This is a genomic window from Brevundimonas sp. DS20 (genome assembly GCF_001310255.1).
Lineage (GTDB): Bacteria > Pseudomonadota > Alphaproteobacteria > Caulobacterales > Caulobacteraceae > Brevundimonas > Brevundimonas aurantiaca.
The window spans coordinates 845,204-864,187 of the sequence record NZ_CP012897.1 but is presented as its reverse complement, the minus strand read 5'-3'; the positions used below and the strand labels follow the sequence as shown (position 1 = coordinate 864,187).

Below are 18,984 nucleotides of genomic sequence, written 5' to 3'. Positions count from 1 at the left end.
AGAAAAATCGGCCGACCCATTTTCGTCATGGTTCCGTGATGCAAGCCGTCCCTCAGTATCGCGCCGATGACGAGGTCCGGGCCGCAACGCCTCTCCCGTCAGCTCAAGGCGCTTCACCCAAAGTCAACTCGGACCGCCTAGGCGCATCCGAAATTGCGTAGAGTTCAACCTGATTTCATGACCGAATCCGCCCTATCGACCGAAGCTGCGCCCCGCCTGAACCGTCGTCAGGCGGCCAAGGTGCGGACCCGCCAGAAGGTTTTGGACGCCGCCCGCTCCCTGTTCGCTGAGCGGGGCTATGAACCCGCCACCATCCGCGACATCGCCAAGGGCGCGGGCATGTCGACCGGCGCGGTCTTCGCCAACTTCCAGGACAAGGCCGAGCTGTTCGAGGCGGTCCTGACCGAGGACATGTCGCGCCTGGCCGAGGTGGTCGAGGCCGGGGCGCCCGAGGGCGAGCCGGTCCGCCAGCGTCTGCTGGGCGCGCTGAGCGCCGGCTATCATTCGTCGCTGGAGCATCTGCCCCTGTTCCAGGCCATCGTCGCCCGATCCTGGTTCCAGCCCCTGGCGGCCGAGATGCGCGCCCGGGCCGCGACCAAGAAGCTGCTGCTGACCATCGGCGATATTCTTCAAGAGGCGGTCGCCAAGGGCGAGCTGCGCCAGGACGCCGATCTGCGCCTGTTGGTCGAGCTGATCTGGGACGCCTATCTGTCCAACTATCGCCGCGCCGCCTATGACGAATGGGACGCAGCCGCCCTGTCGGACCATATGGGCAAGCAGATCGACGTTATCCTGGCCGGGGCCCTGTCGGCCAAATAGGCCGCCTTTCCCTTTTCAGAGCGCCCTTCAGGCCCGCCCGCGCCCGTCGCCGGCGGGCCTTCGTCCGTCTGGGGCCGGGCCTCGCATCGGACCGAGAAAAACAGTCCGATGAGTCCCATCGGTCCGACGCCGTGATCGCGGTTTCGGACATCGAAAAAGACTGTCCGATGTGTCCGACGCCCTTTGTTCTAAAAGTGGATTTTGGGCGCATCGTATCGGACAGTCCGATCGGCGTCCGGCGGGCGGGAGGTGGAGAGACGTCCAGAGCCGCACAATGTCAAAGACCGGCCCGCAAGCCTAACACGGTTTCGAGGAGCGCCGGGTCGAGGCCGCCCGTGAGAGCCTGTCCCTTGAAAAGCCAGGACCTTGTCTTTGAACTTGCGAGGATCGACCCTCAGCCGCGGCGTTTCAGGGTGACGTAGAAGGCGCCGTCGCCGCCGTGGCGCCGATGGGCCGAGGTGAAGCCCGAGACCACGCCGCGCAGGGCCGGCGACTGCATCCATTCGGCGAAGGAGGCGCGGATGACCCCGCCGCCCAGCCGCCCCTGGCCGGTGATGACCAGGACCGCCCGCAGGCCCCGCGCCTGGCAGCCGGTCAGAAAGGCCCGAAGCTGGTCCTCGGCCTCGAACCGGCCGAAGCCGTGCAGGTCGATCCGGGCCTCGATCGGATCGCGCTCGCGCGACAGCCGCTGTTTGCGGCGGGGCTCCAGATCCTCGGGCGCGGGCCGGAGGCGAGAGGGCGCGGGGCGAACCGGGAGGCGGGGCTCGGACGTGGGCTCGGTGCGGGCGAACCGCGCCGGAGAGGTCTTGGCCGGGGGCTTTTCCGCGCGCGACAGAGGGCGGTCCGGGGTCGGGGCGATCAGATGGGCCGGCGCCTCGGCGCCGGGCGTGACCCGCGCGGCCTTGCGCGTTCGGGGCGGCGAGACCGTGCCGGTGATGCGGTTCCAGATGCGACGGTCCTCGGGCGTCAGGCCGTTCTCGTCCCGGCCGGAACCCTTGCGCCTCATGCCGCTTCGTCGTCCTCGATCGGGTCGGCGGGGCCGGGTTCATGGACCAGGAGATCGCCCGGCTGGCAGTTCAGTTCACGGCACAGGGCGTCCAGGGTCGAAAACCGCACCGCCCGCGCCTTGCCCGTCTTCAGGACCGACAGATTGGCCACCGTGACCCCGACCCGGTCGGCCAGCTCGGTCAGCGACATGCGGCGTTCGACGAGGACGCGATCAAGCTGGACGCGGATGGCCATGGGGAAATCCTAGCGAAAACGGTTCAGATCGTCAGTTCGGATTCGCGGCGCAGGCGCGCGCCCTCGCGAAAGACCTCCGCAAGGACGAAGACGATCAGGACGGAAAACACCGGGGTCAGCAGTTCGCCCAGCCCTTGCGGGTCCATGACGCCGGGCGCCAGGCGGGCGGCGACGAAGCCCTGGGCCAGCCAGACCCCGCCGGTGACCAGGGCCAGGATCAGGCCGATCTGACGCAGGCGGCGCACATTGGCCGGATGAAAGGGGTCGCCCATGATCAGAGTACGGAAGATGAGGCGCAGGCTGCGCAGAATCAGCATGAAGCCGCCGAAATAGGCGGTGGCCGCCCCCAGGCCGAACAGCAGAAGCAGCCGGGTCAGGGGCAGTTGGCGGCCGCCGGTCTCGCCGCTGACGGTGATGTTCACATTGTCCAGCGGGATGAAGACGGCCGCGATCAGCAGCAGAAGAAGAAGGCCGGTGACCAGCCAGAGCAGGACATAGGCCACGTCCAGGGCCACCTTCAGCACGCTGGAGACCGAACCCGGTCCCAGGGCGCGAAACGGGGCGGTGATCGGGGCCCACAGCTGCGGCGTGCGCCCCTCGCCTCGCTTCAGCAGATGGGGCAGGGGCAGGCGCATGGTCGATCGGTGCTCAGGCCGGAAGGAGGGACGCGGCGGCTGCGCGGGGTCCGGCGAACCCGCACGCAGCCCTATACATCGCGATCTTCGTCAAGGTCGTCAAAGCTCTCGTGATCGATAAGGACTGGACTTGAGGACGATCAGAAGGCTTGGACCAGGATGGCGACCAGGGCGGTCGGCAGGGCGGCGATCAGAACCGTGTTGACGAAGGCGGCGCCGACCTTGTCCAGCAGCAGCGAGAGGTTCATCGTATGCATAATGTGTCTCCGTTTTTCCTGTTGGGCGATCATCGCCCGGTTCGTGTTTTTCCCGCATGATCATGCCGGCTTTTTCCGGCGTCTTGAACGTTGCGGCCTCGTTCCTGACGATCAATAGATAGGCCGTGTCCTGCGGAAAATCACGTTACATATCGTTTAACGATATTAAACTTTGGCAATAGACTGTTTCAGGACTGTGATCGGCAATGAGTCTCAAGCTTTTCAAGGGGATGCGGATCGTCCTCGCCACCCACAATCCGGGCAAGGTTCCCGAGATCGCCGCCCTGCTGGGCGAAGATTACACGATCCTCACGGCGGGGCAGCTGAATCTGCCTGAACCCGAGGAGACAGAGACCACCTTCGCCGGCAACGCCCTGCTGAAGGCGCGGCAGGCGGCCGATCGGTCGGGCGAGGTCGCCTTGGCCGACGATTCGGGCCTGTCGGTCGCGGCCCTGGACGGGGCGCCGGGGATCTATTCCGCCCGCTGGGCCGGGCCGGGCAAGGATTTCGCCGTGGCGATGAAGAAGGTCGAGGAAAGGCTGGAGGAGATCCAGGCTGCGGACATGAGCGCCTGGTTCACCTCGGCCCTGGCGGTGGCCTGGCCTGACGGGCCCAGCGTGGTGGTCGAGGGAGTGGTGCGGGGGCGGTTGAGCTTTCCGCCGCGCGGCGACCGGGGCTTCGGCTATGATCCGATCTTCATTCCGGATGAGGCGCCTGATGACGCAAGCGGCCTGACCTTCGGGGAGATGGAGCCTGAGGCCAAGGAGGCGATCAGCCACCGCACCCGCGCCTTCGCCAAGCTGAGAGCCGCCCTGATTGACTGATCCCGCCCAGACCTGGGTCGATCCGGGAACCGACATCGGCCTCTATGTCCACTGGCCCTATTGTGCGCGCATCTGCCCCTATTGCGACTTCAACGTGGTGCGCGACCGGGGGCGGGTCGAGGAACAGGGGCGGCTGGTCGAGGCGATCCTGGCCGATCTGCGGGCCCAGCGCGCCCTGACCGGGCCGCGCCGGCTGGCCTCGGTCTTCTTCGGCGGGGGCACGCCGTCGCTGATGGCGCCCGAGGCGGTGGCGCGGATCATCGACCAGGCCCGCGACCTGTTCCCGCCGTCAGGACCGATCGAGATTTCGCTGGAGGCCAATCCGACCGATGCGGAGGCGGCCCGGTTCGACGCCCTGGCCCAGGCCGGGATCAATCGGCTGTCCATGGGGGTGCAGGCCCTGGACGACGCCGCCCTGCGGTTCCTGGGGCGCGACCATTCGGCGGCCGAGGCGCGGCGCGCGGTCGCCCTGGCCGGACGCGCCTTCGACCGGCTGTCCATCGACCTGATCTACGCCCGGCCGGGCCAGACGCCCGACGACTGGGCGACGGAGCTGGGCGCGGCGCTGGACATGGGGTTCGAACACGTCTCGCCCTATCAGCTGACGCTCGAGCCGACGACGGCCTTCGGCCGGGCCCTGGCGCGCGGAACCCTGGTCCCGCCGGACGAGGACCAGGCCGCGGCCCTGTACGAGACCACCCAGGCGGTGCTCGAGGCCGCCGGTTTCGACGCCTATGAGGTGTCCAACCATGCGCGGGGCGTGGCGGCCCGGTCGGCCCATAATCTGCATGTCTGGCGCGGCGGGGACTATCTGGGCCTGGGGCCGGGGGCGCATGGGCGACTGACCCTGGACGGCGTTCGCACCGCAACCGTCGCCCATCGCCGCATCGGCGACTATGCGGCAGGGGTGCAGGCGGGCGCCCCCTGGGCCGAGGTCGAACGGCTGGACGCCGCCGGGGCGGCGGAGGAGCGGCTGCTGCTGGGGTTGAGGACGGTGGAGGGGGCGCCGGTCGGCGTATTGGGGGACCTGGGCCTGTCGCCCGAGGCGGAACCGACCGCGGACCTGATCGCCGACGGCTTTCTGACGGTCACGGGCGGGCGGCTGGTCGCCACGCCGCGCGGACGGCCGGTTCTGGACGGAGTGCTGAAGGCCCTGCTGACCTGACGCCGCGCCTCAGTCCAGGGTCGCGCCGGTGGTGCGCATGATCTCGGCCCGCAGCTCAGGCAGGCCCAGCCCCTTTTCGGAGGAGGTCAGGGCCACCACGGGGAAGGCGGCGGGGCGTTTGGAAATGGCCTTCAGCGTGGCCTCCTGCATCCGTTCGCCCTCGCCCTTCTTCAGCTTGTCGGCCTTGGTCAGGACGATCTGATAGGAGACGGCGGCGAGATCCAGGGCGTCCAGCGCCTCCGTATCCACCGACTTCAGGCCGTGGCGGCTGTCGATCAGCAGATAGACCCGTTTCAGCGTCACCCGGCCGCGCAGATAGTCGCGGCCCAGGTCCTGGAACTTCTTGACCGTGGTCTTGGACGCCTTGGCCCAGCCGTAGCCGGGCAGGTCGACCAGGCGCAGCCGGCCGTCCAGATCAAAGAAGTTGACCTCGCGCGTGCGGCCCGGCTCGTTGGAGGCTCTGGCGAGCTTGTGCATGCCGACCAGGCCGTTGATCAGGCTGGACTTGCCGACGTTGGAGCGGCCCGCAAAGGCGATCTCCGGCAGGTCGGGATCGGGCAGTTGCTCGATCTTGGCCGCCCCCATGACGAAGGTCGCCGGCCGCGCGAACAGAATCCGTGCGGCCTCGATCTCTTCGGGGCTGAACTCGGTTTCCTCGATCACGCGGGCTTTTTCTTGAAACGGGCGATGAAGTCGTCGATCGGATTCTCGGCCTTGTAGCGGTGCATGATGACGTACTGCTGCAGGATGGTCAGGATGTTCGACCAGGCCCAATAGACCAGCAAGCCCGCCGCAAAGGGCGCCATGATGAAGGTGAAGACCAGGGGCATGAACTGGAAGATCTGGCGCTGGACCGGATCGGCCGCCGGCGGGTTCATCGCCGTCTGCAGCCACATGGTCAGGCCGTAGGCGACCGCCAGCAGACCGATGCCCAGAGGCCCGACCAGCAGCCCGCCCAGGAGCGGCAGGGTCGCCGGATCCCAGGGGATCACGCCGAACAGGTTCCACACCACCGAGGGATCGCGCGCCGACAGGTCGTGGATGAAGCCCAGGAACGGCTGGTGGCGCATTTCGATGGTGACCGTCAGCACCTTGTACAGGGCGTAGAAGACCGGGATCTGGAGCAGAAGCGGAAGACAGCCGGCGACCGGATTGATCTTCTCCTTCTGGTACAGGGCCATGGTCTCCTGCTGCTGCTTCTGCGGATCGTCTTTGAACTTCTTCTTGATCTCCTCCATCTTGGGCTGGAGGTTCCGCATCTTGGACATCGAGGCGTAGGCGTTGTTGGCCAGGGGGAACATCACCAGTTTGACGATGACGGTCAGGGCCAGGATGGCGACGCCGAAGCTGCCGACCAGGCCGTAGACATTCTCCAGGATCCAGAAGATCGGGCGCGTCAGGAACCAGAACATGCCCCAGTCGATCGCATAGACGAAGCGCGGCAGGTTGAGGTTGGTCTCATAGGTCTTCAGCACCTCGGCCCGCTTGACGCCGGCGAACAGGCGCTGGGTCTCGGTGGCGGTTCCGCCGGGCTGGATGGTGCGGGTCGCGCCCAGGACGTTGGCTTCCAGCTGCGGCTGGCCGCCCGGAACCTCGCGGACCCGGAATTCGGTTTCGACCGCCTCGTCCTGCTGCGGCAGCAGGGCCGCCAGCCAGTATTTGTCGGTGATGCCCAGCCAGCCGCCGATCGAGGCGTTCTCGATCCGCGGCTCCTTCAGCCAGTCCTTGTACTTCTTCTGCTCGGTCCGGTACTCGCCCGGCTTGCCGAAGGCGCCGATGGCGCCTTCGTGGACGATGTGGGACGAACCGGCCAGGGGCGGGACGCCCTGGCGCTGGACGCTGCCGTAGGGGGCGATGGTGATGGCCTGGGTTCCCAGGTTCTGGACCGTGTCCTTGATCGAGAAGACGTAGCGGTCATCGACCGAGACCACGCGGGTGAAGCGCAGACCCTGCCCATTGTCCCAGGTCAGGGTGATCGGCGAGGTGGGGGTCAAGGTCGAACCGGCCGTCAGGCGCCAGACGGTGTTGGGACCAGGCACGCCGCCGGCCACATTGGGGCCGGTCCAGCCGAACTGGGCGAAATAGGCGTTCTGCATCCCCTGGGGGCGGAACAGTTCGACCGGCTCAGGCTTGTCCTGGACCTCCTTGTAGTCGGTCAGGAACAGGTCGTCGATCCGACCGCCCTGGAGCGACAGCGAGCCCTTCAGGGTGCCGGACTGGATCGGCACGCGCGCGGCGGTGCTCAGCGCCTGGCGGCGATCGGTGACGAAGACCGGCCCCTGGGGGCTCAGCGCCGTGCGAGCGGCGTTCCTGGCCGTCTGAGACTGTTCGGCCTGGGCCTGCTGCTGGACGGCGCGGCGCTCGGCCTGGGGCCGCAGCACGGCGAACCAATAGACCCCCAGGATCAGGGCCGAGCACACGATGAAGAGGATCGTGTTGCGCGAGTTCTCGTTTTTCATGGATTCGGGCGGTCCTGGCCGGAGGGGGCGGGGGCGGGCGAAGGCCGGTCGGCCCCCCGATCGTTTCTCGGTGTCGCCAGCCTTGTAAGCGTCGATTTCACATCGTCAAGCAGACGGTCCCACGCCCGCTCGGTGGTGCCCATGCGGGCGATGAAGACATAGTCGCTACCGGGCACGCCATATTGGGGCAGCATGGCCCGCGCGGCCTCGCGCAGGCGGCGTTTGGCGCGGTTCCTGACCACCGCCCCGCCGATCTTGCGCGTGGCGGTGAAGCCCAGGCCGACGTGCGGCGAACCGTCGCCGCGATCCAGCCTCTGGATCACCACCCCGCCGCGCGCCTCGGAAACGCCTTTGGCGGCCGCCAGGAACTGGGGCCGCCGCAACAGACGCTTGATCTGTAAAGGGTCGCTCATGCGTCCTTGGCTTTCGGACGCGAGAGCCGCTTACGCCGTCAGGCGCTTGCGGCCCTTGGCGCGACGGCGCGCAACGATCTTCTGGCCGTTCTTGGTGGCCATCCGGCTGCGGAAGCCGTGACGGCGCTTGCGCACGAGTCGCGACGGCTGATAGGTCCGCTTCACGGTCGGCTCCTGACGTTAAAAGGTTGGGCGACGGGGCGAAAGGCGTCCGCCGCAGGAAGGGCGGGCGTATAAGTCGCATGGTCGCGCGAGTCAACGCTCGACCGGCAATTCGGGATTGAAGCGCGTATGGCGAAACGAACGGCGAAGGACTGGGCCCTGCGGTTGACCCCGCTGGCGGTCATCGCCGGCCTGGTGGCCGCCTTCTTCGCCCTGGGCTGGAATCGCTATCTGTCGATGGACCTGATCCGCGAGCATGGGCTGAACCTGCAGGCCTACGCCCAGGCCCATTGGTGGACCGCCCTGGTCGCCTTCATCGCCGTCTACGCCGTCGCCACCGCCTCCACCATTCCGGGGCCGGTCTTTCTGACCCTGCTGGGCGGGATGATGTTCGGCCCCTATGTCGGCGCCCTGGCCCAGGCCAGCGGAGCGACCCTCGGCTCGGTCGTGATCTATATGGTCTATCGCACCTCGATCGGAACCTGGCTGCGCGCCAAGTTCGAAGCGGACGCCGGCTTCATGGACCGGCTGGCCAAGGGGATCGACCGCAACGCCTTCACCACCCTGTTCACCCTGCGCGTCATCCCCAGCGTCCCCTTCGTCCTGGTCAACGCCACCGCGGGGATGATGGCGGTGCCGCTGCGCCCCTATGTGGTCGCGACCTTCATCGGCCTGTTGCCGTCCACCTTCATCTACACCTGGATCGGATCGCAGCTGGGCGACCTGCTGCGGGCCGGGGTGCAGCCGGACCTGCCCATGCTGCTGCGCCAGTTCTTCTGGCCGCTGATGGGGGTGGCCTTCCTGTCCCTGCTGCTGCCGATCGGCATCAAACTGGTCCAGATGATCCGCGCCCGACGCGCCCGAAGCCAGGGAGGGGCGGCCCCGGCATGATCCCCCTGTTCGATCGGCTCGCGACGGCGCTGAAGCTGTCGCCCCAGACGGCGGAGACCTGGCGCGAACGGCTGCGGCCCCGGGCGCCCGACGGCCTGTCGGCCCGGCTGCTGCTGCTGACCTTCGCCTTCACCCTGGCGGTGGAGGCCCTGATCATGGGGCCGAACCTGGCCGCCTTCCACGAGCGCTGGCTGCGCGACCGGCTCCAGGCCGCCGAACTGGCCTCGGTCGGGGTGGAGGCCCTGCCCTACAGCGCGGTCGAGGACGACACGGCCGCCGAGCTGATGCGGATCGGCGGGGTCCAGGCCGTGGCCCTGACCGAACAGGGGGTGCGGCGGCTGCTGCTCCAGGCGCCCAACCTGCCGCGCGCGCCCGAGCTGATCGACCTGCGTCAGCAGAACAGCTGGGCGCGGCTGACCGACCCCTGGCGCACCCTGTTCGGCCATCCGGACCGTTCGCTGCGGGTCCAGGCCAAGCCCCGCTATCGCTCGGGCGACTTCATCGAGATCGTCACCCCGGCCCAGCCGTTGAAACTGGAGCTGAAGGCCTTCCTTCTGAACAGTCTGCTGGTCAGCCTGCTGGTGTCCCTGACGGCGGGCGCCCTGCTCTATGGGGGGCTGGCGCTTCTGGTGCTGCGGCCGCTCCAGCGCGTCACCCGGTCGATGGAGCGGTTCGCCGCCGATCCCGAGAGCGCGGCCGAGCCGCCGTCGGACCGCCACGACGAGATCGGCCGGGTCGAGCGCGAACTGGCCCGGATGCAGGAGGAGGTGCGCCAGTCCCTGCGCTCCCGCGCCCGGCTGGTGGCGCTGGGCGAGGCGGTGGCCAAGATCAACCACGACCTGCGCAACATGCTGACCTCGGCCCAGATGGCGTCCGAACGTCTGGCGACCTCGGCCGACCCCCAGGTGGCCAAGGCCTTGCCCCGGCTGGAGCGGGCGCTGAGCCGGGCCGCAAGCCTGTCGCGCAATGTGCTGGAATACGGCCGCAGCGAGGAACCCGCGCCCCAGAAGACCCGCGTGGTCCTGACCAAGGCCCTGACCCTGGCGGCGGAGGACGCCGGCCTGGAGCCCGACGGGGTGCGGCTGATCAAACAGGTGCCCGCCCGGTTCGCGGTCGAGGCCGATCCGGATCAGCTGTACCGCATCCTGGTCAATCTGATGCGCAACGCCCGTCAGGCCATAGAGGCCGATCCGGGCCGCTCCCCCGAGCGGCGCGGCAAGGGCGCCGTCACGGTCAGCGCCTTCGGGCAGGACGGGGTCTGCGTGATCCGCATCGCCGACGACGGGCCGGGCATTCCGCCGCGCCTGGCCGAACGGCTGTTCGAACCCTTCGTCAGCTCCAAGAGTTCGGACGGATCGGGCCTGGGCCTGACCATATCGCGCGAACTGGCGGCCCTGCACGGCGGCGATCTGAGACTGGTTCCCGGCGACGGCGGCGGGGCGGTGTTCGAACTGCGCCTGCCGGCCTGACAGCTATTCCAGCCCGTCGTCGGTGACGACGAAGGGTCGGTCGGCGGCCTTGGCCTGGGCCGCCAGCTCTTCCTGCACCAGGTGCCAGCGACGCAGGCGTTCATAGCTGATGGCGTGTTCGGGCGAGGCGTCCAGCCAGTGGCGGAAGTCCTCGATCTGCAGCCGGGCGTTGGGGGCGGCCGGGTCCGGCAGGGCCGGGACATTGGGCAGCTGACGCGCCACATCGGCGGGGATCGGGAAGTCTCCGGACGAAGTGCTCAGGATCATGGGCGGCGACTCGGCGGGGGTGCGGCTTCAGGAAGCGGAACCATGACGCGAAGCGCGGCCGGGCGCCACCTTTTCGTCGCGACGACGTTGTTGCCGCAACCGCCCTTTACGGCCAAGGTTGGCCGCGAGGGTCTGAACCGGGAGATGTCCATGACCATTCGCACGTCCCTGATGTCCGCCTTGCTGGCGGCGACGGCCGTCGCGGCGCCCCTTTCGGCAGCCGCCCAGCAGGCGTCGGACCCCTATGGCGATCAGCGCGTCCTGCCCGATCCCAACGACCCCAAGGCGCGCGAGGCGCTCGAGCGGGCGCGGGGCGAGGCCTATCACCGGGCCGACGACTCCAAACAGACCGAGGAGGAGCTGCGCACGACGCGCGCCCTGAACGCCGAGATCGCCGCCCAGAACGCCCTGGCCGACAAGGCCGACGAGGCCGCTCGGCTGGAGTATGACGCCGCCGTGGCCCGGCGCCAGATCGAGATCCGGCGGATCGAGGAGGAGGCGCGGGCGGCCGCCGAGGCGACGCGGGCGGCCCAGGAGCAGTACGACCGCGACTATGCCGCCTGGCGCGAACAGGTGCGGCTGTGCCAGTCGGGCTTCCGCGAGGCCTGCACGGCCCGACCCGCCTGGGTAAGGCCGCAGCCCTGAACCGGATCAGCCGGCGACCAGGCTCATGTCGCGCCGGGCCATCATCCGGTCGAACTCGGTCCAGACGCCGTCGGCGCCGTGCCAGCTGCCTTGCGTCGCCGCCTTCGAATATTCGGTGGCGCGGGCCTCGAAGAAGTTGGCGTGCTCGACGCCCGACAGCAGGGCCTGCAGCCAGGGCAGCGGGTTTTCCTTGACCCCATAGACCTCAGGCAGCTTCAGCTGACGCAGGCGCCAGTCGGCGATGAAGCGAATGTACTGTTTGATGTCGTCGGGGGTCATGCCCTCGACCGCGCCCATTTCGAAGGCCAGGTCGATGAACTTGTCCTCCATCTTCACCACCGTCTTGCAGCAGTCGACGATGTCGTCGGCCACGGCCTGGGTGACGGCGCCCGTCTCCTTGTTGAAGGCGTGATACAGCTTGATGATGCCCTCGCAGTGCAGGCTCTCGTCGCGAACCGACCAGGAAACGATCTGGCCCATCCCCTTCATCTTGTTCATGCGCGGGAAGTTCATCAGCATCGCAAACGACGCGAACAGCTGAACCCCTTCGGAGAAGCCGCCGAACATGGCCAGGGTCCGGCAGATGTCGGCGTCCGAATCCACGCCGAACTGGCCCATATAGTCGTGCTTGTCCCGCATGGCCTCATATTCCATGAAGGCGCCGAACTCGCTTTCGGGCATGCCGATGGTCTCGAGCAGCAGGGCGTAGGCCGCAATATGGATGGTCTCCATATTGCCGAAGGCGGCCAGCATCATCTTCACCTCGGTCGGTTTGAACACCCGGCCGTAGCGTTCCATGTAGTTGTCCTGAACCTCAATGTCCGCCTGGGTGAAGAAGCGGAAGATCTGGGTCAGCAGATTGCGTTCATTGTCGTTCAGGGTCGAGGCCCAGTCCTTGACGTCCTCGCCCAGCGGCACCTCTTCGGGCATCCAGTGGACCTGCTGCTGCTTCTTCCACATGTCGAAGGCCCACGGATAGCGGAAGGGCTTGTAGGCCACGGAGGGCGTCAGAAGACCGGCGCGGTCGGGGCGGATGATCGGGGTGATGGCGTTCATCGAACTGGACCTGAGAGAGCGATTCCGGAGAGGCCTGCACCATGCGACTCGGCGCGCCCGGCGCCAAGTCGGAAATCATCTATGTTGCGATCACATTTTGTCCTACCGCTACATCTTGTGTGCGGCGGTTAAGAAGCTGGGGACGGCCCTGGGGATGGGCGCCCCGCCTCAGGCGGCCTGGGCGTCGTCCCGACGGTCAGACGCCGCAGCCAGGGCGGCGTCGATCGCCGCATAGAGGGCCGCCTGGGTGATGGGCTTGGCCAGATGACCGTCCATGCCGGCGGCCAGGCAGCGGGCGGCGTCTTCGGGCATGGCCTCGGCGGTGACGGCCAGGACGGCGACGTCGGCGGCCGGTCCAATCAGACTGCGGATGGCGCGGGTGGCGGCGATCCCGTCCATGACCGGCATGCGGACGTCCATCAGGACTAGGTCGAAGGCGCCGGCCGCGACGGCCTCCACCGCCTCGGCGCCGTCACACGCCTCGGCCGTGTCGCAGTCGGCCGCCTCCAGCATGACCCGCATCAGATTGCGGTTCAGGGGATGGTCGTCCACGACGAGGATCCGCATGCGCCGCGCCTCCAACGGCTGGGGGGCGTCGCTCTGAACGATTTCGACCGGCTCGGCTGGGATTTCGACGGTGAAGGTCGTTCCCATGCCGGGCGCGCTCACCACCGAAATGGTTCCGCCCAGTCGGTCCACATGGCTCTTAGCCAGGGCCAGACCCACTCCCGCGCCCTGATGCGCCCGGCTGGTGGTGGCGTCCGCCTGCTGGAACAGGGAGAAGACGCCGCAGAGCACCTCATCCGTCATGCCGCAGCCGGTGTCGTGAATTTGCACGCGGAGATGATCGCCCCGTCGGTCCGCCACGACCCGCACGCCGCCCAGGCCGGTGAATTTCACGGCGTTGGCGCTGAGATGGTGCAGAATCTGGCGCAGACGCCGGCCGTCGGTCCAGACCGCGCCCTGGGCCTCGGGGGCGATGCTGACGGTGAAGTCCAGGCCGCGAACATTCGCCCACTCCCGCGACGGCGCGACCGCCTCTTCGATCAAGGCGGGGATGTCGGTCGGTTTCAGCGCCACCTCGGCCCCGCCATGGGACACCTCCAGCAGATCCTCAATCAGGCGCAGCATGGCCTCGCCGCACTGTTTGATCGCCTCGACCTGACGGCGCCCCTCGTCGTCCAGCCCAGGACGTCGGGCCAGAAGGTCGGCATAGCCGGTGACGCCGGTCAGAGGCGTGCGCATCTCATGGCTCATCATGGCCAGGAAGCGGGACTTGGCCTGATCGGCCGTCTCGGCCCGTTTGACGGCGGCTAGGGCGGCCTCGGTGCGCACGCCCAATCGCGTCATCAGCCGCCGCCGCTCGGTCGATAATGTGGTGATCGGCAGGGCGGTGACGACCAGAGTCAGAAGAAACAGATGCAGGACGCTCATCTGCCGCATGACGGTCGGGACCGTGTCCAGAACCGGGTCAGGCTGAAGGCGCGTCAGGGTGACGGGGCCGTGACCCGTCACGGTGGCGCCCACGGCGATGACCGTAACCCACAGAACCGCCCCTGCGGTCCAGGGCGGAGACAGTCGGAAGGCCAGCAGGATCAGAGGCGGCAGGATCATGAACAGGATCGGCGCCTGGTTCTGGCCGAAGGCCCAGACCACGGCGGCGGTCACAAGAACCATCAGGAGCACGAATTCAGCGGGTCGGGCCTGGGCGTCGGAGCGGAAGCGGTGACTGCGCGCCACCAGCAACAGGGTCGGCGTGACGATCATCATCGCCAGCAATTCCATGTCGAAGAGGTGCCGCATCCGAAAGCCTAGGCTTTCCAACGGCGGTCCGCTGACGACGACGGCGACAAGGCCGGCCAGGAGGGTGGTGAAGGCGACGGAGGGCGCCGCAGCGATCAGGGCGAACCGCAGCAGCCGTTTCGGACGACGCATGTCCAGGGCGGCGCCGCAGAAGCGACGGATCAGCAGGGTGGCGACGATCACCTGGGTCATGTTGAAGGCGACGTTGGTGACCGCGATCACGGCGGCGTCGCCGCGTATGACATTGCTGACCAGATTGATCAGGGCGCACCCGACCAGAACCCCCAGGGCCTTGTAACGCGACAACTGCAGGACGGCGGCCAGCAACACCGCATTAGCCGGCCACATCACCTTGGCGTCCAGCGCGGCCACGCTCCACAGCCCCAGAAGCTGGGAGGCGACGAACAAAAGCAGATAGACGGAGGGCGGGGGACCCGCCTCCTGTCCGGCGTCATGGCGGAAGAACCGCCAGCGCCCGCGCCGCATGGATGTCGTCAGACCGACCATGCTTCACCCGTGAATGAATATCCTAAGAATACGGTTTTGCGACGCCTAGGTAGAATTGCGGAGAAGGGGCGCAGGAACCGCCGATGCGGGCCGTCGTTCCACTGCCCTCGCCAATCCAGGGCCCGCCATGTCCGACGTCATCGCCGAACCGACCTTCGAGCCGCCGCCGGACGCCCTGGCCTTCTATGAGGAAAGCCTGGGGTTGCTGAAGGAGAGCGGCATACCCTTCCTGCTCTCGGGCACCTACGCCGTCACCGCCTATACGGGGGTGCGCCGCCCGACCAAGGATCTGGACGTCTTCTGCAAGCCCGGCGACTATCCCCGCATTCTCGCCTATTTCCAGAAGCGCGGCTATCGCACCGACGTGGAGGACGAACGCTGGATCGCCAAGGTCTGGAAGGACGACCGGCATTTCTTCGACGTCATCTTCGCCATGTCGAACGGCGCCATCGCCGTGTCGGACAGCTGGTTCGGCGGAGATGTGATCCGGGTCTATGGCCATGAGGTGCGGATCACCCCGCCCACGGCCCTGATCCTGTCCAAGGTCTTCATCCAGGACCGCTATCGTTACGACGGGGCGGATGTGAACCACGTCATTCTGAAACAGTCCGACGCCGTGGACTGGAAGAGCCTGCTGGACCAGATGGACCTCTATTGGGAGGTGCTGGCCGCCCATCTGCTGAACTTCCGCTTCGCCTATCCGACCGAGCGCGACCGGGTGCCGCGCTGGCTGATGGAAGAGCTGACCGAACGGCTGGCGGCCCAAATCGACCTGCCGCCCCCGCGGGTGAAGGTGTGCCGCGGCCGTCTTCTGAGCCCGCGCGACTATGTGATCGACGTCGCCGAATGGGGCTTCGGCGACGTGGTCGGCAAGGGGCTGGAAGAACGCCACGATCCCGTGACCTGAGCCCCGCCGGAGCGACCGATGACCGACGCCCCCCAACCCCCTTCCTCCGCGCCTTCCCCCGCCTCTGGACAGACGCCCCAGCCGGGACTGGAGCCGGGACCGGCCAAGAAGATGCGGGTCGCCGCCGTTGGCGATCTGCACGTCGGCGAGGACGCGCGCCGCCCTTATCGCGACCTGTTCGAACGGGTGTCGGACGAGGCCGACGTGCTGTGCCTGTGCGGCGACCTGGTCAACTACGGCAAGACGGCCGAGGTGGAGCGGCTGCTGGAGGATCTGCGGCTGTGTCGTATTCCGATGGTGGGCGTTCTGGGCAATCACGAACACGAATGCGGCCAGCCCGATCAGGTCGCCAGGATGCTGGCGGACGCCGGGGTCCGCATGCTGACCGGCCAGGCCTATGAGATCGACGGAGTGGGCTTCGCCGGGGGGAAGGGGTTCGTCGGCGGCTTCGGCCGCTATATGTTGAGCGCCTTCGGCGAGGCGGCGGTCAAGACCTTCGTCCAGGAGGCCGTCGAGGACGCCAATCTGATCGAAAACTCCATCCGCATGCTGCGCACCGAGCGGTCGGTCGTCCTGCTGCACTATGCGCCCGTGGTCGAGACGGTGATGGGCGAGCCGCCCGAAATCCACGCCTTCCTGGGCTCGTCGCGCCTGGCGGAAACCATCGACCGATACGACAACATCAGCCTGGTGGCGCACGGCCACGCCCATCGCGGCGGGCCGGAGGGGCGCACCAATCGGGGCGTGCCCGTCTATAACGTCGCCCTGCCGGTGTTGCGTACCCTGGGCGACAAACCCTATCGGGTCTTTGAAATCTGATCGGACTGTAGGAGGGTGTGACCGGGGCTGGGATGCAGCCTCGTCCTGGGCTGCGAGGGCAGTCCGTCCTGGAGTTTCCCATGCGCCTTGCCTCTTCCATCGCGGCCGTGGCCGTCCTGGCCCTGACCACCCCGGCCTTCGCGGCCGGCCAGGCCGCCGCCCCATCTTCAGCGCCCCAGGCCGCTCCGGCGCCTGCGCCTGCCGAGGAGGACGACAGCCCCGACGAGGCCGCTTTCGAAGCCAAGGCGGAGGCTTTCGGCGAACGCATGGAAGCCATGGTGGCCGAGATGCAGGCCGCGGCCGCCCAGGCCGACAAGGCCAAGGCCAAGGCCGATCTCGACGCAATCCAAGCCAAATATCAGACTGAGGTCGACGCCTTCGCTGAGGCGGTCAACACCTTCGCCACTAGCCAAGCCGCGCCCGCCGAACAGGTCGCGATGGCGATGCAGCAGATCAAAGGCATTCCGCTGCAGGCCCGCACCGAGATCGAACAAGCCGCCGCAGCGCCGGCCGCAGCGCCCCCGGCCCAACCGCAGTAGGCCCAGCCTTACCGCGATTTCACTTGAGACGGGGCGGCTGACGGCGGAGTTTGCGCGGGTCATTCAAAGGGAGATTTCCCATGATCCGCCTGCTCAGCCTGACCGCCGCCCTGGCCCTGTCGCCCCTGTCCTGCGCATTCGCCGGCGCCTTGGCCGCCCCTCAGGAAGACCGGGCCGAGGCCGCCGAGTCGAAGGCTGAAACCCGCCTGGAGACGGCGGCCGCCGCCTTCGAGGCGCGGATGGAGGCCTTCGGCAAGCGCGCCGAAGCGATTTCCGAAGACGAGAGCCTGGACGAGGCCGTGCGCGGCCAAAGGATCGCCGCCCTCTGGTCCGAATATGCGCCGGACGTGGCCGCCTTCACCGCCGAGGCCACGCGCCACGCCTCCGAGGCGGCGGCCGAGGCTCTGAAGGACATCGACGTCGACGCCCTGGTTCAGGAGGCCCTGAACGACCCCGAGGTGAAACAGGCGATGGAGCAGGGTCTGGCGGCCGGAACCGGCATCGCCCGCAACAGCGCCTGGACCAATCCCGATCCCGAACAGATGGAGACCTATGGGCTGATCGCCCAATATGCGCTGGACCAGGCCCAGGACGCCGTCCTGACCGAGGCGGACGAAGCGCCGGAAGAGGCCGAAGCGCCCGAGGCCCCCGAGGCGCCTGAACCGCCCGCCCCGCCCAAGGCGCCTCGCGCAAGATAGGACGCAAGGCCCGCCTCTCGGGCCTTGACCACTGGGGCCGATGCAGCGACACGACGCCGCATGTCCGCCCTGCCCGTCGATCCGCACCTCTATCTGACCTTTCTGGGGGTGATGGTGGTGATGGCGATCACGCCCGGACCCGCCAATCTGTTCGCCGTCGCCGCCGGGGTGGAGCGGGGGCGCGCCCCGGCCCTGATCGGCGTGGTCGGGATGAATGCGGCGACCCTGGTCTGGTTCGGCGCGGCCGCCCTGGGCCTGGGCGCCCTGGTCAAGGCCTTTCCTCGGGTCTTTCACCTGATCGCGATCCTGGGGGCCCTCTATGTGGCCTGGCTGGGCGTGAAGGCCTTGCGCGGGGCCTTCGCCACGGCCGCCCAGCCCGAGGCCGTCGAGATCCACAAGAGCCGCAACGCCTTTCTGGACGGTTTCATGGTCCAGATCGCCAATCCCAAGGCGATTCTGTTCTTCACCGCCGTCCTGCCGCCGTTTCTGGACATCTCCCGCCCTGTGGCGCCGCAGCTGGCCCTGTTCGCCCTGGCCGTGATCGGCATGGACCTGACGTCGATGAGCGCCTACGCCCTGTCCGGCGCCGCCCTGTCGCGGCGGATGCAGACGCCCCGGTTCCGCCGCGGCTTCGGCCTCTTCGTCGGCCTCTTGCTGCTGACCGCCGCGGTCCTGATCGTTTCGCGCCTGCAAGCCTAGCTCCTGCAGGTCTGGACGCGGTCGAGCTTCGGTCTAGAGTGCCGAGGGAACAGGCTCGTTCATGCCCCGTTCAGCCGGCAGCGCGCCCGAATGGGCGATCAAGGAGTTGATTTCATGAAAGCCCCCTCAAGAACGACGTCCGCGCTCAAGGTGCTGGCGACGACGGCCGTCGCCGGCCTCGTCCTGGCCGCCTGCGCCACCGCCACCCCCTATCAGCCCGCCGGCTACAACGGTCAGCGCGGCGGCTATTCCGAACAGCGCGTCGAGAGCAACCGCTATCGCGTGACCTTTGCAGGCAATTCGGTGACCTCGCGCGAACAGGTCGAAATGTCCCTGCTGCTGCGCTCGGCCGAGCTGACGGTCGAAAGCGGCTATGACTGGTTCGCCACCGTCAACCGCGCGACCGAGCGCGACACCCGCTTCGTCTCGACGCCCGACCCCTTCTACGGCCCCTATTCCCGCTTCTACGGCCCCTACTGGGGTCCGTCCTGGCGCTATTACCGGAGCGGTTTCTGGAGCCCCTGGGATCGCTGGGGCCCCTGGGGTCCGCAGGACATCGACACCCGCCAGATCGACCGCTACGAGGCCAGCGCCGAAATCATCATGGGTCGCGGTCCCAAGCCCGCCGGCGATCCCAATGCCTTCGACGCCCGCGAGGTGATCCAGAACCTGGGCTCGCGCGTCACCCGGCCCGGCGCCTGACGTCGA

At 67.9% G+C, this 18,984-nt stretch carries 22 protein-coding genes; 12 read left to right on the top strand and 10 right to left on the bottom strand.

Annotated elements, in window-relative coordinates; translation table 11 throughout:
- Window positions 1-177: 177 nt before the first annotated feature.
- Window positions 178-819, top strand: coding sequence for a TetR/AcrR family transcriptional regulator (locus tag JL11_RS04140; RefSeq protein WP_054764542.1), 642 nt, complete (start codon window positions 178-180; stop codon window positions 817-819).
- 394 nt (window positions 820-1,213) lie between these two features.
- Here JL11_RS04140 and JL11_RS04135 read toward each other — a convergent pair whose 3' ends face one another.
- From JL11_RS04135 to JL11_RS04125, 3 genes are read right to left on the bottom strand one after another with little or no spacing between them, the layout of a single operon-like run.
- Complete coding sequence (locus JL11_RS04135; RefSeq protein ID WP_054764541.1) at window positions 1,214-1,825, bottom strand: Smr/MutS family protein; 612 nt, start codon at window positions 1,823-1,825, stop codon at window positions 1,214-1,216.
- Window positions 1,822-2,061, bottom strand: a complete 240-nt coding sequence (locus JL11_RS04130) for a helix-turn-helix domain-containing protein (RefSeq protein ID WP_054764540.1) — start codon at window positions 2,059-2,061, stop codon at window positions 1,822-1,824. The genes JL11_RS04135 and JL11_RS04130 overlap by 4 nt, the downstream gene beginning before the upstream one ends.
- Window positions 2,062-2,084: 23 nt before the next feature.
- Window positions 2,085-2,696, bottom strand: a complete 612-nt coding sequence (locus JL11_RS04125; protein ID WP_054764539.1) for a DUF2975 domain-containing protein — start codon at window positions 2,694-2,696, stop codon at window positions 2,085-2,087.
- Between the two features lie 463 nt (window positions 2,697-3,159).
- Between JL11_RS04125 and rdgB the strand changes: the two genes are divergently transcribed.
- Window positions 3,160-3,777 (top strand): RdgB/HAM1 family non-canonical purine NTP pyrophosphatase, encoded by a 618-nt coding sequence (rdgB, locus tag JL11_RS04120; RefSeq protein WP_054764538.1) that lies wholly within the window; start codon window positions 3,160-3,162, stop codon window positions 3,775-3,777.
- Window positions 3,770-4,942 (top strand): radical SAM family heme chaperone HemW, encoded by a 1,173-nt coding sequence (hemW, locus tag JL11_RS04115; protein WP_054764537.1) that lies wholly within the window; start codon window positions 3,770-3,772, stop codon window positions 4,940-4,942. The genes rdgB and hemW overlap by 8 nt, the downstream gene beginning before the upstream one ends.
- 9 nt (window positions 4,943-4,951) lie before the next feature.
- Here hemW and yihA read toward each other — a convergent pair whose 3' ends face one another.
- From yihA to rpmH, 4 genes are read right to left on the bottom strand one after another with little or no spacing between them, the layout of a single operon-like run.
- Window positions 4,952-5,605, bottom strand: a complete 654-nt coding sequence (gene yihA / locus JL11_RS04110; protein WP_054764536.1) for a ribosome biogenesis GTP-binding protein YihA/YsxC — start codon at window positions 5,603-5,605, stop codon at window positions 4,952-4,954.
- On the bottom strand, window positions 5,602-7,401 hold the full coding sequence (yidC, locus tag JL11_RS04105) for a membrane protein insertase YidC (RefSeq protein WP_054764535.1): 1,800 nt from the start codon (window positions 7,399-7,401) through the stop codon (window positions 5,602-5,604). The genes yihA and yidC overlap by 4 nt, the downstream gene beginning before the upstream one ends.
- The gene (rnpA, locus tag JL11_RS04100) at window positions 7,398-7,814 is read right to left on the bottom strand and encodes a ribonuclease P protein component (RefSeq protein ID WP_054764534.1); all 417 of its coding nucleotides are present in this window, start codon (window positions 7,812-7,814) and stop codon (window positions 7,398-7,400) included. Before rnpA ends, yidC begins: the two co-directional genes overlap by 4 nt.
- Before the next feature lie 30 nt (window positions 7,815-7,844).
- The gene (gene rpmH / locus JL11_RS04095) at window positions 7,845-7,979 is read right to left on the bottom strand and encodes a 50S ribosomal protein L34 (RefSeq protein ID WP_003164000.1); all 135 of its coding nucleotides are present in this window, start codon (window positions 7,977-7,979) and stop codon (window positions 7,845-7,847) included.
- A 126-nt stretch (window positions 7,980-8,105) separates the two neighbouring features.
- Between rpmH and JL11_RS04090 the strand changes: the two genes are divergently transcribed.
- Together JL11_RS04090 and JL11_RS04085 are read left to right on the top strand one after the other, a co-directional pair.
- Window positions 8,106-8,867 (top strand): TVP38/TMEM64 family protein, encoded by a 762-nt coding sequence (locus JL11_RS04090; protein ID WP_054764533.1) that lies wholly within the window; start codon window positions 8,106-8,108, stop codon window positions 8,865-8,867.
- A complete protein-coding gene (locus JL11_RS04085) occupies window positions 8,864-10,336 on the top strand; it encodes a sensor histidine kinase (protein ID WP_054764532.1) in 1,473 nt (490 codons plus the stop codon). Before JL11_RS04090 ends, JL11_RS04085 begins: the two co-directional genes overlap by 4 nt.
- 3 nt (window positions 10,337-10,339) lie before the next feature.
- Here the strand turns inward: JL11_RS04085 and JL11_RS04080 are convergent, their stop codons facing one another.
- Window positions 10,340-10,603 carry a hypothetical protein gene (locus JL11_RS04080; RefSeq protein ID WP_007390203.1) on the bottom strand — a complete coding sequence of 88 codons (264 nt, stop codon included), beginning with the start codon at window positions 10,601-10,603 and terminating at the stop codon, window positions 10,340-10,342.
- Window positions 10,604-10,753: 150 nt separating this feature from the next.
- Here JL11_RS04080 and JL11_RS04075 point away from each other — a divergent pair, with 150 nt between their 5' ends.
- Entirely contained in the window at window positions 10,754-11,248 is a 495-nt protein-coding gene (locus tag JL11_RS04075; protein ID WP_054766805.1) for a hypothetical protein, read from the top strand.
- A gap of 6 nt (window positions 11,249-11,254) precedes the next feature.
- Here JL11_RS04075 and JL11_RS04070 read toward each other — a convergent pair whose 3' ends face one another.
- Both JL11_RS04070 and JL11_RS04065 read right to left on the bottom strand, forming a co-directional pair.
- Window positions 11,255-12,304, bottom strand: a complete 1,050-nt coding sequence (locus tag JL11_RS04070) for a ribonucleotide-diphosphate reductase subunit beta (RefSeq protein WP_054764531.1) — start codon at window positions 12,302-12,304, stop codon at window positions 11,255-11,257.
- 168 nt (window positions 12,305-12,472) lie between these two features.
- Window positions 12,473-14,614 (bottom strand): hybrid sensor histidine kinase/response regulator, encoded by a 2,142-nt coding sequence (locus JL11_RS04065; protein WP_082382581.1) that lies wholly within the window; start codon window positions 14,612-14,614, stop codon window positions 12,473-12,475.
- A 127-nt stretch (window positions 14,615-14,741) separates the two neighbouring features.
- Here JL11_RS04065 and JL11_RS04060 point away from each other — a divergent pair, with 127 nt between their 5' ends.
- The 6 genes from JL11_RS04060 to JL11_RS04035 all read left to right on the top strand — a co-directional run bounded on the left by JL11_RS04060 (window position 14,742) and on the right by JL11_RS04035 (window position 18,978).
- Entirely contained in the window at window positions 14,742-15,521 is a 780-nt protein-coding gene (locus tag JL11_RS04060; protein WP_054764530.1) for a hypothetical protein, read from the top strand.
- Window positions 15,522-15,539: 18 nt separating this feature from the next.
- Complete coding sequence (locus tag JL11_RS04055; protein WP_082382580.1) at window positions 15,540-16,340, top strand: metallophosphoesterase family protein; 801 nt, start codon at window positions 15,540-15,542, stop codon at window positions 16,338-16,340.
- 80 nt (window positions 16,341-16,420) lie between these two features.
- Window positions 16,421-16,879, top strand: a complete 459-nt coding sequence (locus JL11_RS04050) for a hypothetical protein (protein WP_054764528.1) — start codon at window positions 16,421-16,423, stop codon at window positions 16,877-16,879.
- Window positions 16,880-16,959: 80 nt separating this feature from the next.
- Entirely contained in the window at window positions 16,960-17,577 is a 618-nt protein-coding gene (locus tag JL11_RS04045) for a hypothetical protein (RefSeq protein WP_054764527.1), read from the top strand.
- A 60-nt stretch (window positions 17,578-17,637) separates the two neighbouring features.
- Window positions 17,638-18,276, top strand: coding sequence for a LysE family translocator (locus JL11_RS04040; RefSeq protein WP_054764526.1), 639 nt, complete (start codon window positions 17,638-17,640; stop codon window positions 18,274-18,276).
- Window positions 18,277-18,390: 114 nt separating this feature from the next.
- Entirely contained in the window at window positions 18,391-18,978 is a 588-nt protein-coding gene (locus JL11_RS04035; RefSeq protein WP_054764525.1) for a CC0125/CC1285 family lipoprotein, read from the top strand.
- The last annotated feature ends 6 nt before the right edge of the window (window positions 18,979-18,984 follow it).